The sequence below is a fragment of the Winogradskyella aurantia genome, from assembly GCF_002266855.1.
In the GTDB taxonomy this organism is placed as follows: Bacteria; Bacteroidota; Bacteroidia; order Flavobacteriales; family Flavobacteriaceae; genus Winogradskyella; species Winogradskyella aurantia.
The window spans coordinates 106,546-123,793 of record NZ_NGJN01000001.1; the positions used below are offsets into that span (position 1 = coordinate 106,546).

12 protein-coding genes are annotated in these 17,248 nt (G+C 36.2%); 7 read left to right on the forward strand and 5 right to left on the reverse strand.

Annotation, left to right across the window (positions count from 1 at the left end; translation table 11 throughout):
• The 3 genes from CA834_RS00535 to CA834_RS00545 form a co-directional block, all read right to left on the reverse strand.
• Entirely contained in the window at window positions 1–4,320 is a 4,320-nt protein-coding gene (locus CA834_RS00535) for a CusA/CzcA family heavy metal efflux RND transporter (RefSeq protein ID WP_094966711.1), read from the reverse strand.
• A 68-nt stretch (window positions 4,321–4,388) separates the two neighbouring features.
• Complete coding sequence (locus CA834_RS00540) at window positions 4,389–4,778, reverse strand: hypothetical protein (protein ID WP_094966712.1); 390 nt, start codon at window positions 4,776–4,778, stop codon at window positions 4,389–4,391.
• Window positions 4,779–4,833: 55 nt separating this feature from the next.
• On the reverse strand, window positions 4,834–8,259 hold the full coding sequence (locus tag CA834_RS00545) for a hypothetical protein (protein ID WP_094966713.1): 3,426 nt from the start codon (window positions 8,257–8,259) through the stop codon (window positions 4,834–4,836).
• A gap of 146 nt (window positions 8,260–8,405) precedes the next feature.
• Between CA834_RS00545 and CA834_RS00550 the strand changes: the two genes are divergently transcribed.
• The 3 genes from CA834_RS00550 to CA834_RS00560 all read left to right on the forward strand — a co-directional run bounded on the left by CA834_RS00550 (window position 8,406) and on the right by CA834_RS00560 (window position 11,417).
• Window positions 8,406–9,167, forward strand: coding sequence for an exodeoxyribonuclease III (locus CA834_RS00550; RefSeq protein ID WP_094966714.1), 762 nt, complete (start codon window positions 8,406–8,408; stop codon window positions 9,165–9,167).
• A gap of 53 nt (window positions 9,168–9,220) precedes the next feature.
• Window positions 9,221–10,180 (forward strand): OmpA/MotB family protein, encoded by a 960-nt coding sequence (locus CA834_RS00555; RefSeq protein WP_094966715.1) that lies wholly within the window; start codon window positions 9,221–9,223, stop codon window positions 10,178–10,180.
• A 199-nt stretch (window positions 10,181–10,379) separates the two neighbouring features.
• Window positions 10,380–11,417, forward strand: a complete 1,038-nt coding sequence (locus tag CA834_RS00560; RefSeq protein ID WP_094966716.1) for an aldo/keto reductase — start codon at window positions 10,380–10,382, stop codon at window positions 11,415–11,417.
• Window positions 11,418–11,472: 55 nt separating this feature from the next.
• Here the strand turns inward: CA834_RS00560 and CA834_RS00565 are convergent, their stop codons facing one another.
• Both CA834_RS00565 and CA834_RS00570 read right to left on the reverse strand, forming a co-directional pair.
• Window positions 11,473–13,017, reverse strand: coding sequence for an Rne/Rng family ribonuclease (locus CA834_RS00565; protein ID WP_094966717.1), 1,545 nt, complete (start codon window positions 13,015–13,017; stop codon window positions 11,473–11,475).
• A 309-nt stretch (window positions 13,018–13,326) separates the two neighbouring features.
• On the reverse strand, window positions 13,327–13,617 hold the full coding sequence (locus CA834_RS00570; RefSeq protein WP_094967224.1) for an HU family DNA-binding protein: 291 nt from the start codon (window positions 13,615–13,617) through the stop codon (window positions 13,327–13,329).
• 133 nt (window positions 13,618–13,750) lie between these two features.
• Between CA834_RS00570 and mutY the strand changes: the two genes are divergently transcribed.
• From mutY to gldD, 4 genes are all read left to right on the forward strand, one after another.
• On the forward strand, window positions 13,751–14,800 hold the full coding sequence (gene mutY, locus CA834_RS00575; RefSeq protein ID WP_094966718.1) for an A/G-specific adenine glycosylase: 1,050 nt from the start codon (window positions 13,751–13,753) through the stop codon (window positions 14,798–14,800).
• Between the two features lie 71 nt (window positions 14,801–14,871).
• Window positions 14,872–15,324 (forward strand): single-stranded DNA-binding protein, encoded by a 453-nt coding sequence (locus CA834_RS00580; RefSeq protein ID WP_094966719.1) that lies wholly within the window; start codon window positions 14,872–14,874, stop codon window positions 15,322–15,324.
• A gap of 20 nt (window positions 15,325–15,344) precedes the next feature.
• Complete coding sequence (locus CA834_RS00585) at window positions 15,345–16,664, forward strand: gliding motility-associated protein GldE (RefSeq protein WP_094966720.1); 1,320 nt, start codon at window positions 15,345–15,347, stop codon at window positions 16,662–16,664.
• Window positions 16,661–17,230: a gliding motility lipoprotein GldD gene (gene gldD / locus CA834_RS00590; protein WP_094966721.1), complete on the forward strand. Its 570-nt coding sequence runs from the start codon at window positions 16,661–16,663 to the stop codon at window positions 17,228–17,230. Before CA834_RS00585 ends, gldD begins: the two co-directional genes overlap by 4 nt.
• The last annotated feature ends 18 nt before the right edge of the window (window positions 17,231–17,248 follow it).

Genomic DNA, 17,248 nt, shown 5'->3' on the forward strand with positions numbered 1-17,248 from the left:
TTATAGAATTATAAAATTAAGTTCAATAACCGTTTGGTTATAAAGGTTTAAATTATCTAAATACTCCAACTGTATTTGTTTTGCGGTTTCAATGCTTTGTATGTATTGAAAAAAATCTATTTCACCTTCTTTATAGGTTCTGTTTGCTGTTTTTAAAATTTCCTTTGATAAAGATTGTCCTTGGGTGTTGTAATAGTCAATAGCTTCTTCATACTGTTTTAATTTCTCCAATAAGCCCTTGTACTTGGCTCTTAGCTGAACCTCATAGTCTTGACGCTCTTCAACTAAGGCCTCTTCTGCTAGTTTCGCAGCCTTTACCTTAGCACGTTGACCTCCGAAAAGTAAAGGTATCCTTAGGCCAAATTGATAGCCGATGAGATTATCGTTGAGCCCACTATTAGTGCCTTGAAAATATTCAGCTGTTAAATCTGGTAAAAGGTTTTGTTTCTCAAGTCTAGTTTTTGCAGTTTGATAGTTGAGTGCGGACTCCATGTACCTTAAGCCAAAATTGTCATCTAGCACTAAACTCCTTAACTCTTGCTGTGGCAAGGGTAGTTTCCCTGTGCTTATGGATATGGTATCAATTTGAATCAATTTTTTTAAATGTTCCTGATTGTACAGTACCTGGTGTTCTGATTGCTTATATAATGTCGCTATTTGCCGTTGCTTAGATTGCGCCGTTATCATTTCAAGATAATTCGTTTCACCAAGCTCAAATCTTCGTTTTGCCTTAGCAGCGAAATCTGCGTAAAGACTATCTAGAAATCTGTAGGTCTCCGTTTTTTGCTCTTCATAATTAAGCTGGTAAAACGCTGCATAAATATTACGTTTCAATAACTGAAGATTCACATTATGCTGTGATACTTGCATATTTAAGCCTTCCTCATTCAATTGTTTCTCAGCAATGAAAGCTGTTGGAAACTTAAAATCTTGAGCAACTCCAAAAACACCAATAGGCCTGTCGTTAATTGCAAGGTTATTTTGGTCGTAACTGTAATACACATTGGTCTTATTGAAAAACTGTACTGCTTTTTTAGTCATAGTAGCTTCATCTACTTTTAAGCGCGACGCTTTAACCGATGCATTATGTTCTATGGCCAATTCATAAACCTGATCAACCGTTAAGGGCTTTTGCTGTGCGAATGCTGAGACCCCTAGCGTAAACATAATTACAGTAGCTATATGAGTTTTGTTTAGTTTAGGTTTCCTTTTCTCTTCGAACCAGGCATATAATACAGGAAGCACTACTAAGGTTAAAAAAGTTGCTGAAATTAAACCCCCAATAACCACGGTTGCCAAGGGTCTTTGTACCTCAGCACCGGCATTGGTAGAAACAGCCATTGGTAAGAAGCCCAATGCAGCCGCCATGGCTGTCAATAATACAGGTCGCAGACGCTCTGAGGTACCACGCATAATTAGTTCTTCAACAGTTGCAAAACCTTCTTTTTTAAGGGCTTTAAAATGTTCTATTAAAACTATGCCATTTAACACTGCGATACCAAATAAGGCAATAAACCCAACTCCTGCGGAAATACTAAATGGCAAGTTGCGCATCCAAAGTAGCATTACACCACCTACAGCTGAGAGAGGAATTGCAGAATAGACCATTAAAGCTTCCCTCACTGAACCAAAGGCAAAGAACAGCATAAAAAATATTAGGATAAGTGCTACAGGTACTGCCACTAACAACCTATTTTTGGCACTTTGTAAATTTTCAAACTGACCGCCATAACTAATGTTGTAGCCCACAGGTAATTTTAAATCTTTATTTAAAATGGTTCTTACGTCATCTACAACAGATTGTAAATCCCTATCTCTCACATTAACACCCACAACAATTCGACGCTTGGTGTCATCTCTTGAAATTTTGGCTGGTCCTGTGGTGTAATTTATACTTGCTAATTCAGAAAGGGGTATTTTATCTCCTGATGGTACATCTATGAATAAATTTTTAAGGTTTTCCATATCTTGCCTATAATCCTTGTTCAACCGAACGACCAAATCAAAATGTTTTTCACCTTCAAATACTTGGCCTACAACAGCTCCCGAAAAACCCATAGCGATAACGTGATTTACGTCTTGTATATTTAGCCCATAGCGTGCAATTTTTTGTCTGTTAAATTTAACCAACATTTGTGGTAATCCTTCAACCTTCTCTATGGTTATGTCGGACGCGCCTTCTATATCCATAATTAAACGTTTCACTTCTTCAGCCTTATTCCCTAAGACGGAAAGGTCCTCTCCAAATATTTTTATAGCAAGATCCGTTCGTACCCCTGTTATTAATTCATTAAAACGCATTTCTATAGGTTGGGTGAATTCTAGTTCCATATCTGGTATAATAGCTAGGGCTTCCTTAAACTGTTCTGCAAGTTCGTCTTTTGTGTCTGCGGTTACCCATTCGCCTTTTGGTTTTAGTTTTATGATAACGTCACTTTCTTCCATAGACATTGGATCTGTTGGTATTTCTGCAGCTCCAATCCTACTGACGACTTGGTCTACTTCAGGAAAATTATCTATTAATATTTTTTCAATTTGTGTCGTAACTTCAATGGTTTTAGTTAGGGAGGTCCCTGTTTTGAGTACAGGTTGAATAACAAAATCCCCTTCATCTAAGGTTGGCACAAATTCCCCTCCCATTTTACTGAATAGCAGCACACTTACGCTCAACAAAAGTATTGCTGCACCTAAAACTATTTTCTTATGATGCAAAGCCCATTTTATCGTCGGTTCATACATGTAGTTAATTACCGAGATTAACCTGATGGCGATATTCTTTTTTCCAGGTCTACTGGATTTTAAAAATAAGGAAGATACCACAGGCACATAGGTTATACATAACAACATAGCCCCAATTAAAGCAAAGCTAAATGTTAGGGCCATAGGTTTAAACATCTTGCCCTCTACACCACTTAAAGACAAAATCGGAATAAATACAATAAGTATAATCAGTTGACCGAATATAGCAGAGTTCATCATTTTAGAAGCGCTTTTCAAGGTAATAGCATCAATTTGTGATTGCCTCTCCTTTTTTGAAAGTGTCTCGAGATGTTGACTCTGGGATACAATCGTAAACGCTATAAATTCCACTATAATCACAGCGCCATCTATGATAATACCGAAATCTATTGCCCCTAAACTCATTAGGTTGGCGTCTACATCAAAAAGATTCATTAGGCTTATGGCAAATAGCAAGCTCAATGGAATTACCGAAGCTACCACTAGACCAGATCTTAAATTTCCCAACAACAACACTACGACGAAGATCACAATTAAAGAACCTAAAATTAGATTTTCTGAAACAGTAAATGTGGTTTTGTCTATGAGTTCACTTCTGTCTAAAAATCCGTTGATATAAACACCCTCAGGTAAACTATTTCTTATTTCATCTAAACGGACTTTAACGGCATTTATAATATCCTTAGAACTTCCGTCCTTTAACATCATAATCTGACCTAAGACCTTTTCTCCCTCACCATTTCCTGTTATGGCCCCAAAGCGGGTTGCATGCCCAAATTGAACGTCTGCAACGTCTTTTATATAAATTGGCGCAATGTCTTGCCTCACAACAATATTCCTTATATCATCCAAAGACTTTACAAGGCCCTCGCCCCGTATAAAATAAGTTTCCTGGGCTTTCTCTATATAGCCACCACCTGCAATACTATTATTTTTCTCTAAGGCATCAAAAATCTCAGTTGTTGTTATGTTCATCGCGTTTAACTTGCTAGAATTAATCGCCACTTCATATTGTTTGAGATAACCACCCCAAGTATTCACTTCAACAACCCCTGGAATACCTGACAACTGTCTTTTTACAATCCAATCTTGAATGGTTCTTAGATCCGTAATGGAATACACGTTTTCAAATCCTGGTTTCACATCTAAAATGTATTGATAGATTTCACCAAGGCCTGTCGTTATGGGACCCATTTCTGGCGATCCAAAATTTCTAGGTATCTTTTCAGAGGCAGATTTAATTTTTTCAGAGATAAGTTGTCTTGGCAAATACGTACCCATATCGTCCTCAAAAACAATAGTAACAACTGACAAGCCAAACTTAGATACGGATCTTATTTCCTTTACCCCAGGTAAATTGGCCATTTCTAATTCTATAGGATACGAAATAAATTGCTCAACATCTTGCGTAGACAAATGTTTAGAGGTTGTAATAACTTGCACTTGATTGTTAGTGATATCCGGTACGGCACCAACAGATATTTGCGTGAGGGAAAACAGCCCAAACCCAATGGCAGCAACAGTTAATAACAATACAATTAGCTTATTCTTTAAGCTAAATCTTATGATTTTTTCTAACATAATTCAATAAATAAAATAACTCCTGTTATGTTCGATAACAGAATTAATAAGTTTAATAAGGTACTGAATTATGCTGTTTTGGGTGGTTGAAAAACTGAAGGTTTTACCAGAAGGGAATAAGAATCTTTATATAAAAAGTTAAAAGGTACCTCCAAAATTTTAGCGTCATCAAGGCTAAAGGAGAAATCATTTAAGACAAATACTGAATTGACATGGGTACTGGTTTGATGACTTTGCTTAAATGGCAAATCATCATGCTCGTCGTGCTCAACGCCATCTTGATAATCCAGGCTGCCATAATGTTCAACTATAAATTCAAAGAAGGAATCACCATAGGTTTCTTGATGGTAATTAGCATGTTCTAAAAGCACACCGAACTTAGCAATATCTTGCATGCTTATGTTTAAACTCTGTAAGAGTATTAAAGCAGAAAATAATATGGTAACCGGTTTTTGCATCAAACCAAATTTATAAAATTTAATATGTAATTAAGTGACTTATATCACAAAAGGTTTAAAAATATGCCTTTAACTGTATGGTTCCTGTATGAATAGCTTTAGATGTTTCAGTTTTTCTCCCAAAATAATTGAGATTTAAATCGAGAAACTTAGTGAGTTTTTTCTGTGCTAATAGGCTCCAAGTAAAATTTCGTCCAGGTTGCAAACCCTCAAGCATTTGATAGGATACTGGTGTGTTGGGGTTACCTACAAAATCATTCTGAAAAAAATTAAGCTCGCCTGTAAGTGCAACTTTCTGAGCATTATTATAGGTAAATGACAGACCATAATTATTTTGTGCCAAGGACTCTAAATTACCTATGGTGTTTGTTTTCGACGTATATTGATAGAAGATATCAAATTGTGAATTTTCATTAAAGAGATAGGATAATTTTGATTGTAAACGCTCCTCATCGATTTTAAAATTACGATTGGCAAAATTTTCACTCGTACTTTCATCTGTGCCGAGACTTCCCAAGACATTAACCAGCCAACTTTGAGCAAACTTATGGTTAAAATTGAGCTGGTGATTGGTCAATTGATTCTCTTGAAATCCAACGGATAATAGATTTCTACTCGTATTAGTGAGAAAGGTGTAAGATGTCGTAAAGCGCTGTTTCCCCCTATTGTAAAACAAGACATTTCGAATACTATTATTAAGGGCAAGCTCATTGTCTTCATCACTTTCAAAAGGGTTTAGATTGAAATTATTGCCTTCTCGCCTTAATTTTCGATCGACCAAATAAGACGTTTGATTATAAAAATGAGAAAAGAGCTTACGAGTTTTATTTTCAGATTTACTCCATTGTTGAGGATTTAAGGTTAAGGTTTGACTGAAACGATTTTGATGGGTCCTCACAAACACTTGATTGGGTAGAAGCACCCGTATATAACTACCCTCATCCTGAAATTGGGCCAGCTCAAATTCATCGAGTTCCTGAATCCCGTTTTCGTTATAATCAATCCAGGTGTAAGCTCCTTGCCCCGCCTCCACTTCAACATAGGTAAAATCTTGCTGTGGCAAGGTCCCCGAGTTAGTCTCAAAACTCGTATTCCAAGTAATAATATTATTGAATAATTTTTGATTATAATTTAACCTACTGTTCAAACTCTGTTCATCGGGAGATGTATCATCCCTGGCTTTTAAATCCCTGTAATTAACAAATAACTGAAGGTTAGTAAATTTGTTTTGGATTAAACGTGACTTTAAATAGTAAGTATTAGACGTATTGACACGTTCTATGTTATTATTACGTAAACTGTCATTGAATCGTTTAATGTATCCTATTTCAGTGAATACCTTTGTGCTATCTCCTATTCCAACAAAGGCTTCATAAGCAGAAAACCGTTGGCTTAATGGTGTTAAAGAATCTGTAGCTATTGCCTTTTGTTCATTGTCCTCAACACCAAACTTGGCACCTAGCCATTTTTTGTTTTTTGCGTAAACTATTCGATTGAATGACCTAAAAAACGTAGAGCTATTGACGGTACTCTCACTATTCAAAACACTTGACAATGAAAAGATATTGAAATTTCCTAAGCGTAAATTGGCATTTAGATTATGTCTGCTACCATTAAAATTATTCTCGTAATCGAGGTATTCAAAGGTATAGGAGGCCGTTCCCTTTTTTGAATGAGCAAGCTGCAGTCCGGAAGTCATAAGGAGTTGATTCCCCAAAATAAAATTACCTTGTTCATCTCGATTGTCTTCCAAATTCCAATCACGATTAAACTCTGCACGATAAAGCCGTTGAATGGTCCTGAAATTTTCTTGAAGAAAATCGGCATCCACCAAGGCAGATAAATTCCACAAACTATCAGAAGCAATAAGTTGCTGCTGGACTTTTAGTTTCCCAGCAAACCCATCGTTATCATCATCATCTAAATCTGAAAATAAATTAGCGTCATTTTTACTTCCTGCAAGTTCAAAAAATACATTTGTTCTTTCCGTAGGTCGGTACCGACCATTAGCAACAGCCACTTGCAAGCGCTCGGGCGCGATGAGTTGAATTATGGGCTCATAATTCCCTTGTGGGACACCACCAACAGGAGCGACATATTCAAAAATATTACTTACCGCATTGGTATTACTCAAAATATAATTTCCTTGATTTGAACCTACCAATGTAAATCTTACACTGAACAATTCATCTTCTGGGTTATTGGAAAACACAAAGATTTCAACCCCGTCAACAATGTCCTTTCTATACAATATTCTGTTTTCGGAGAAGGACTCTTGGCTTGCGGATGGCGCAACCATCAAACTTCGGTCGTCACCAGCATCAGCTAAAATCTGAATTTGCTCATTAGATAGATTTTGCTGTAAAGGCTGATTTTTTGCATCACTTTCAGAATACACAGAAACATTTAGGTCAAACTTTTCGGTTTTGAAACTACTCCCACCAAACACTGTGAATCGGGAATAATTACGCTCACTAAATTGGTAATCTACGGTAATCCTCATTTCAGATGTTATCGGAAAGGTAGAATTAAAGATTAGCTCACCAGCATTATAGTCTATAATATAATCCCGATTTTCACCGCGTTCTAATGGAACACCATTAACATATACGGTTTCACTACCAGATACGACCAAGACAAACAATTCGTTATTGGGACCCCTTAGCTTATAAGGCCCTTGGTTGCCTTCCTGAGCCGTGAACTGTGTTGTGGTAAATTGGCCACGGACTAAAGCTCCAGATGCAAATACGTTGGTTTTTTCACTTAAATTCGCATTTACCAACAGTCCCTGTACACGCTTGGTGAATTGGGCAAAGTAACTTTGTGTATTAATTAAATCTATGTCCCCCGCTCTTATATTCCAGTTATCACTAAACAATTCGATAAATACTTGGTCAAACTCATCCAACCGTTGGGAATAACCACTTTCCTGCAAGGGAATATTAGCATCCTGTATAGAAGCCCGTAAGGATACCTTGTCACTTAACTTGCCGGAAATCTGAAGGTCTAATTCGCTGTTAAGTACAGAATTTTGATTATTACCGATGGTAACTCCTCTTGAAATGCTTCCAGAGGTCGTTAGTCCATCAAAAGGTATAAATGTATTACGCTGAGACGTATTCTCCAACCTATATAGCTTTTTCAAGCTCTCAGACCTATCTACAATAATCTTATCATCTAGTTGTTTATACACCTTTGTAAAAAACTCAGGATATCGCAAATAGGACACTTCGATAGTGTCTGCGGCAATTGGTTTTTTAAACGTTAAAATAGCCCTGGCAAAATCTATAGTGTAGGCTGTTGAATCCAATTCTGTTCCGTTCTTAGTTGATACAATAAATCGCGAGGGATTTATACTTAAAGAATCTATGCGAATGGAATCTGAAACAGCAATTCGTATTGTTCTTAAATTCCCATTATCCTGTTGGGAAAATCCCAAACAAACAAATAGTGTAAATAAGAAAGATAAGCACTGTTTCATGTAGAATTATAACTCCACTAAGCATGAAATATTTTATCGTTAAAACATGCTTAAATTAATAGTGTAAAAGTAGGGTATTATTTATTTTAGCTAAAAACAGCACTTTAATTTAGAACTACTGAAAAAATAGATTAAACCGCATAAAAATGAAAATTGCCTCTTATAATGTAAACGGAATTAGAGCAGCGCTTAATAAAGGCTTTATCAATTGGTTAAAATCGGCAAATCCAGATGTTATATGCCTTCAAGAAATCAAGGCCATGGAAGAGCAATTAGACTTGTCCTTATTTACTGATGCTGGCTATGACTACAATTATTGGTTTAGTGCCAAGAAAAAAGGTTACAGTGGTGTTGCAATTCTCTGCAAAGACGAGCCAAACCATATAGAATTTGGAACTGGGATAGAATCCATGGATGTTGAAGGAAGAAACCTTAGGGTAGATTATGACGATATTTCAATTATGAGCATGTATTTACCTTCTGGCACCAATGATGCGCGTCTATCGCATAAGTTTGAATATATGGATCTTATACAAGACTATTTAACCAAACTTCAGAGGAAAATACCAAATTTAGTAGTCTGTGGTGACTATAATATATGCCATGAGGAAATCGATATACACAACCCTAAAATGAAAGGTGTTTCAGGATTTTTACCCGAAGAGCGTGAGTGGCTTGGCAACTTTATTGACAGTGGTTTTATTGACAGCTTTAGATATTTACATCCTGAGCGACAAGAGTATTCATGGTGGAGTTACCGCGCAAATGCGAGAGCTAATAACAAAGGTTGGCGAATAGATTATGCCATGGCAAGCAAACCTTTACAAGAAAAAATAAAACGCAGCGTTATACTAACTGAAGCTGTTCATAGTGATCACTGTCCAATTTTACTTGAATTGGATTTGTAAGCTTTGAATTGAAGCCATATCAATAAAAAACAAACATTAAATTAACGACTTACATGGTAAAACGAATTTCATTAATCACCCTATCGCTAGTTTTATTTTCATCTTGTGTATCTAAAAAAATATATACAGAACTTGAAGATAAGTACGGCAATCTTAAAAAGGAAAATAGAAGTTTGTTAGAGGAGGTCGAGTCCCTTTCTACGGAAAATACCAAACTCTCTAACCAATTGGACCAACTACAATCAGCATATGACGATGCCGCTTCAGAACGTGACAGGTTACGTGCAGACTACACATCGGCTAAAACTAATCTTGAAAATCTGAAAGCCTCCTATGAAGCCCTAGAAAAGAACAGTTCTGCCGAAATAGCTAAAAATTCCCAAAAAAACAGGGAATTATTAGCACAACTTGAAGCTAAGGAACAAGCACTTGTTGCAGAGAGCGAGCGCCTAAACAACTTAAAAAAAGAATTGGAAAATCGCTCAAAACGAGTCGCGGAATTAGAAAATGTTATTGCAGCTAAAGACGCTAATATGCGCGCTTTAAAAGATGCCATCTCCAAAGCCTTGACTAATTTTGAAGGAAAAGGCTTAACCGTAGAGCAACGCGATGGTAAAGTATACATTTCCATGGAGAATAAATTATTATTCCAATCTGGAAGCTGGTCTGTAGGCACTGAGGGGCGCAGAGCAGTTCAGCAATTGGGAAGTGTGTTAGCTGAAAATCCAGATATAGCAATCTTAATAGAAGGTCATACAGATAATGTCCCTTATAAAGGCAGTGCTCAATTAAGCGGTAATTGGGACCTATCTACCAAACGTGCCACGGCTATTGTAAATATTTTAAGGGAAAACAATGCCATCAATCCAGAAAACCTTACAGCCGCCGGACGTGGTGAATATGCCCCAATAGCAACTAATGATACCGCAGAAGGCAAAGCAAAAAACAGACGAATTGAAGTGATTTTAACCCCTAAGCTCGATGAGATTTCTAAGTTGTTGAATGAAATCTGATGGCATCCACGTTAAAAGGTTTAAATCATTTAAAATACTAAAAGCCTAAACCTTAACATTCTTTTAGACCTTTCAGGTTATTATAACCTGAAGGGTCTTTTTATCTTTGACAATCTCATCTAAACTATGGGATTGGCGAATAAATTTCAAAGTTACATACTAGGTTTAATTTAAAGATACCCGATTTACGGGTCATATTATGAAATACACAACACTGCCCAACACCGGAATTAAGGTGAGTAAAATTTGCCTTGGCACCATGACCTGGGGAAACCAAAACACCCAAGAAGAAGGATTTGCCCAAATGGATTTAGCCCTAGATCATGGTGTTAATTTTTTTGACTGCGCAGAGCTTTATCCAGTGCCAGCAACAGCAGAGCGGTACGCAGATACCGAAAAAATTATTGGGAATTGGTTTAAAAAAACAGGTCATAGAGATAAAGTAATCTTAGCTACTAAGATTGCAGGGCCTGGTGATTATACAGCCCACATCAGAACGACTGGTTTTAGCAAAAAAGCCCTTAATGAGGCTGTGGATAATAGCTTAAAGCGATTACAAACCGACTATATTGATTTATATCAATTGCACTGGCCAGAACGTCAAACCAATACTTTCGGGATAAGAGACTATCAGCATAACCCTAAAGATTCATGGGAAGACAATTTCAATGCTATTCTCCACAGTTTGGATGAGATAATGAAGTCAGGTAAAATAAGACACGTAGGTATTTCCAATGAAAAAGCTTGGGGAACCATGCGCTATCTGGAAGAATCTAGACGACAAAATTTACCTAGAATGATTACAATTCAAAACGCCTATTCCTTACTGAATAGAACTTTTGAAGGGGATTTGGCAGAAATATCACTCAGGGAAAATATTGGATTATTAGCCTATTCACCAATGGCCTTTGGGGTACTCTCAGGAAAATATATTAAAGGGACAGCCGGTGATAATGCCCGATTAAAATTATTCCCCAGATTTGCGCGGTATAGTGGTATACAAGCTACAGAAGCCACAAAGCACTATTTGAAAATCGCTGAGGATAATGGAATGACGCTTGCCCAAATGTCCTTGGCCTTTGTTAATGAAAGACCTTTTGTAACCAGTAATATTATTGGTGCAACCAACCTAAGACAATTGGAAGAGAATATTAGCAGTATTAATGTCTCATTATCCAAGGATATTATGAATGCCATTGACAAAGTACATGCAGAAATTCCAAATCCTGCACCTTAATTATAGAATAAAAAAAAGCCCTTCCAAGTTTGGAAGGGCTTTTTGCTAATAGATATTATTTGATTTTGTTACCATTTTTGTCAAAAAAATGATATTCAAGATAAGTGTAAGCATCTCTAGGTAAAACTTTTACCCATTTTTTGTGTTCAAAAAACCACTTTGAACGTACCGATGGGAACCCTTTGGTTAGAAAGGCTGCTATAAAAGGATGCGCATTTAAGGTCACCTTGGTATAGTCTTTTTTGAAAATCCGTTCTAGGTCTTGGTTAATACGTTCCACCACTTTAATTGGTGCCTCGATTTCGTCTCCTCCTATAAAATTAGGGTTTTCTTCTTTTGTTTTAATATTGCGTTCTGGCCTTACGCGCTGTCTGGTTATTTGCACTAATCCAAACTTACTCGGCGGCAATATTTTGTGTTTTGCTTTGTCGTCTTTCATCTCATCTCTAAGATGATTGTATAGTTTCTTTCTGTTCTCTGCTCTTCCCATATCGATAAAATCGATAACAATAATACCACCCATATCGCGCAATCTCAATTGTCGTGCGATTTCGGTTGCAGATATAAGATTAACTTCCAGAGCCGTATCTTCTTGGTTTTTTTCCTTGTTAGAACGATTTCCGCTATTGACATCAATAACATGCATCGCTTCAGTATGTTCAATAACCAAATAAGCTCCTCTTGCCATAGAAACAGTTCTTCCAAATGATGTCTTTATTTGACGTTCAATACCAAATTTTTCAAAAACTGGCACACCATTCTTATAAAACTTTACAATAGACTCTTTTTTCGGTGCAATTTGTTGCACGTAGTCTTTCACCTGTATGTACAATTCTTCATCATCTACAACAATACCAGAAAATGAATCATCAAATATATCTCTCAAAATAGAGGACGCTTTATTCATTTCTCCCAGTACTTTCGTAGGGTGATGGGCTTTGTACAATTTTTTACACATTGCTGTCCATCGCGTCAGCAAATTCTGTAAATCACTGTCGAGCTCGGCAACTTTCTTGCCTTCAGCTACAGTACGAATAATAACGCCAAATCCTTTGGGGGCTATACTTCTTACAAGTCTTTTTAGTCGGTCTTTTTCTTCTTGCGATTCAATTTTCTGTGAAATTGAAATACGGTTAGAAAACGGCACCAAGACAATGTAACGACCCGCAATAGACAATTCTGAACTAATGCGAGGCCCTTTAGTGGAAATGGGCTCTTTTACTACTTGTACTAAAATGGATTGGTTAGATTTAATGGCATCTGCAATTTTGCCATGTTTGTCTAAATCCTTTTCAAATGGAAAGTCTTTGAGTTTGTAATCTCTTAATTTCCCTGTGCTTACACGTTTAATGAATTTTAAAAGCGAAGGTAATTGCGGCCCAAGATCATGATAGTGTAAAAATCCATCTTTCTCGTACCCTACGTTAACAAACGCAGCGTTTAGACCAGGCATAACCTTACGTATTTTGGCAATAAAAATATCACCAACCGCAAAGTTATTATCCTCTTCATCTTTATGTAATTCAATAAGTTTTCCATCTTTTAATAAGGCAAAATCAACAATATCTGAACTCGATCTTACGATTAATTCCTTGTTCATAATGTTAATTTATATCTAGCTCATAATTGAGTTAGATGGATTTTACTAAATTATTTGACACAGGATGTAATATCCCAACAAACTTAAGAGCACTCTATTAATGCCACTTAAATTCTATATCAAAGAACGTTTTTCGTTAAAACTGAAAAAAGTAGTTGTACAACTACTTTTTGCAATTTATTTCTTTTTGTGACGATTAGCGCGTCTACGTTTTTTACGCTTATGCGTCGCTACCTTGTGTCTTTTTCTCTTTTTACCACTTGGCATAATTAATAATGCTTTTTAATTAATATTTTTTGTTTAATGTTTTTAGTTGACCTCAACATTTGATTTTACTCCCTCTAAAAATACTTTAGCAGGTTTAAAAGCAGGTATGTTGTGTGCTGGTATTTTAATCGTGGTATTTTTAGAAATGTTACGACCGGTTTTCTCAGCTCTTGTTTTAATTATAAAACTTCCGAAACCTCTTAAATATACGTTATCTCCACCTTCTAAAGATGCTTTTACTTCTTCCATAAAGGTTTCTACTGTAGCTTGCACATCTCCTTTTTCCATGCCTAACTTATCAGATATTTTAGCTACTAAATCGGCTTTTGTCATTGTTATTAGTTTTAGGGTTACTATTAATTCTAAGGGATGCAAATATAGGTAATTTAATTTCAATATTTCAAGCGTAATTAATTAAAATTTAACACTATAAAGATTTAAATTTGCCAATCTTTCAGAAAGGCATATGAATTTTACAAAGGAAATAATTAACTGGTATTCAATCCATAAGCGCAATTTGCCCTGGAGGACGTCGAAGAATCCCTATTTTATTTGGCTCTCTGAAATCATTTTGCAGCAAACACAGGTTAAACAAGGATTGCCTTATTATGATGCGTTTGTTAAACAATTTCCTACCGTTTTTGACCTTGCCAATGCCTCCGAAGAAACCGTGTTAAAATTGTGGCAAGGCCTAGGTTATTATTCACGCGCAAGGAATCTTCACGCTGCGGCTAGGTATATTGTCTTTGAATTGAAAGGAGAATTCCCCGACAATTACAAAGACCTTATTCAATTAAAGGGAGTAGGCGACTACACAGCAAGCGCAATCGCATCAATAGCATTTGACGAGGCCACTGCTGTAGTAGATGGTAACGTTTACCGTTTACTGTCGCGATACTTCGGTATTGAAACGCCAATCAATTCCACAAAAGGTATTAAGGAGTTTAAACAGCTCGCTTCTGTTTTATTAGATAAGGATAAACCCGGAAATTATAACCAGGCGGTTATGGAATTTGGAGCTCTTCAGTGCAGACCTAAAAATCCAAATTGCAATGGCTGTCGGCTAAAAGAAAGCTGTGTAGCCTTGCAAAAAAATTGTGTAGACAATCTTCCTGTAAAACTGAGGAAAACAAAAGTTAGCACTAAATATTTTAATTATCTCGTTTGCTTAGACACTAAGAAAAGAACTGTTTTTGAAAAGCGAACCGGAAAAGGTATTTGGCGCAACTTATACCAATTCCCATTGATCGAAACTGAAAAGAGCCTTTCTATTGATGAGTTTGCCTTGCTTAATTTAAATGACACCTTCCTCAAGGATATGCCTTTTGATTATACGCTATATAACGAGGTTGATAAAGTGCACAAATTGTCCCATCAGCACTTACATACCAAATTTTGGATTATTGAGGTAAAGGATTCCCTGAATAATGCAACACCTCTGCACAAACTTAAAAAATATCCAACGCCTGTTCTTATTACCGATTTTATAAATGAATTCAATTTTGAGGTCCTATAGGAATGACAAATTTTTATTACTTTTAATCATGTGAATTAAAAGACTATTTTTAACAACTAAAACAACAAATTATGTCAGGAACGTTAAACAAAGTAATGCTTATTGGGCATTTGGGAGATGAAGTGAAAATGCATTATTTCGACGATAAAAATTGCGTCGGTCGTTTCCCATTGGCAACAAACGAAACTTACACCAATAAATCTACCAATGAACGTGTAACCAATACCGAATGGCACAATATTGTAGTTCGGAATAAGGCCGCAGAAATTTGTGAAAAATACCTTACAAAAGGAGACAAGGTCTATATTGAAGGCCGTATAAAAACTAGAAAATGGACAGATGATAAAGGTATGGAAAGGTATTCTACTGAAATACAGTGTACAGACTTTACATTTTTAACTAATAAAAATGAACAGCCACAAGAAGCCCAGACAACACCTAAACCGAATACTGTTTCACAGCCAAAACAAGCAACATCGAACAGTGTTGTGCCAGATGGGGATGATGATGATTTACCATTCTAGTTAACTAAAAAAAACGCATTTTGGACCCAGAACCCGCGGTTTTACTTTTAAATCTTTTACTTACTGATACGTCCTTTATAACGAGTATTGTTTTGCTTGTGGTGTTACTTGTATGTTCAGGGTTAATCTCCGGTGCTGAAGTCGCAGTTTTTTCCTTGAGCAAATCTAATATAGATGAAGGCTTAGAACATAAATCGGCCGCAATGCAGATTATTGCGTCGCTATTGGAAAGGCCCAAAAAGTTGTTAGCCACCATCTTGGTTGCCAATAATTTTATCAATATCGCTATTGTTCTGTTATTCGCTTTTATTGGTGAGACCTTATTTATAAGTGTTAGTAATACTATAGCGAGGTTTCTGGTGGAAGTAGTCACGGCCACTTTTTTAATATTGCTTTTTGGTGAGATTATCCCAAAAATCTACGCAAGCCGCAATAGCGTTAAATTTTCTACGTTTATGGCACGGCCTTTAAAGGTATTAGATGTTGTCTTCTCTCCCATAAGTCTACCCATGCGCTATTTTACGCTTAAGATTCAAGATACCCTAGGTAAAAAACGGTCTAATTTGAGCGTTGACCAATTATCACAAGCCTTAGAACTCACTAATCAGGAATATACCACTAAAGAAGAACAAAAACTATTAAAAGGAATTGTATCCTTTGGAAATACCGACACTAAACAAGTTATGCGTCCACGTATGGATTTGTTTGCCTTGAATATTGACACACCCTTTAAAACTATTATTGAAGATATTATTGATAATGGTTACTCGAGAATTCCAGTTTTTGAAGAAAATATCGATTCCATTAAAGGCGTATTATATGTGAAAGATCTATTACCCCACCTAAATAAAAAAGAATTTGATTGGACGACACTGTTGCGCGAACCTTTTTTCGTTCCAGAGAACAAAAAATTAGACGATTTAATGGTAGAATTTCAAGATAAAAAAGTACACTTAGCAGTAGTTGTTGACGAATATGGCGGTACTTCTGGATTGGTTTCCCTTGAAGATATCATTGAAGAAATCGTTGGCGATATCAGTGATGAATACGATGATGAAGATTTGATTTTTACAAAGATTGACAATAACAATTATAGTTTTGAAGGTAAAACACCGTTAAAAGATGTTTATAAAATAGTTGGTCTTGATGAGGACGTTGAAGATTTTGAGTCTAAAAAAGGTGAAGCCGAAACCCTCGCCGGATTTGTTTTGGAAATCTCAGGAGGCTTTCCTAGAATTGGCAGTAAAATAAATTTTAAGAATTACGTTTTTACTATTGAAGCTTTAGAACGAAAACGTATAAAACAAATTAAACTAACTTTACTTAATTCAACTGAATGAAATATGTAAGCCTTGTTGCTTTAGCCCTACTTATATGTAGCTGCGGAGATGATCCAATACCAAAGCCTAAAGCGTTTTTAAGGTTAGAGTATCCTAATCCGGTTTATGAAAAGGTTAATAGCCCTTTACCCTTTACCTTTGAGAAAAACAAGATTGCTGCTCCGATAGACTCTATCAAAATTGCAGGTGACCTCAAAGGTATAGATGTTAAGTATCCCTCATTAAAAGCTACCATATATCTAACCTATAAATCGGTTACAGAGGATAATCTCGAATCTTTATTAAGGGATGCTCAAAACCTAACACAAAAACACACTATAAAAGCTGATGAAATAAGTAGTGTTGTTTTTGAAAACAAAGATGCAAATGTCTTTGGAATGTTGTACGACATTGGTGGTGATGCCGCCTCCCAATCTCAGTTTTATGCTACCGATAGTACGCGTCACTTCTTAAGTGGTTCCTTATATTTTTATGCTAAACCTAATTACGACTCTATATACCCGGCCGCAGAATATTTAAAAAAGGACATTAGACACCTCATGGAGTCTATTCGATGGAAGAATTAAAATAATATAATTTTGAGA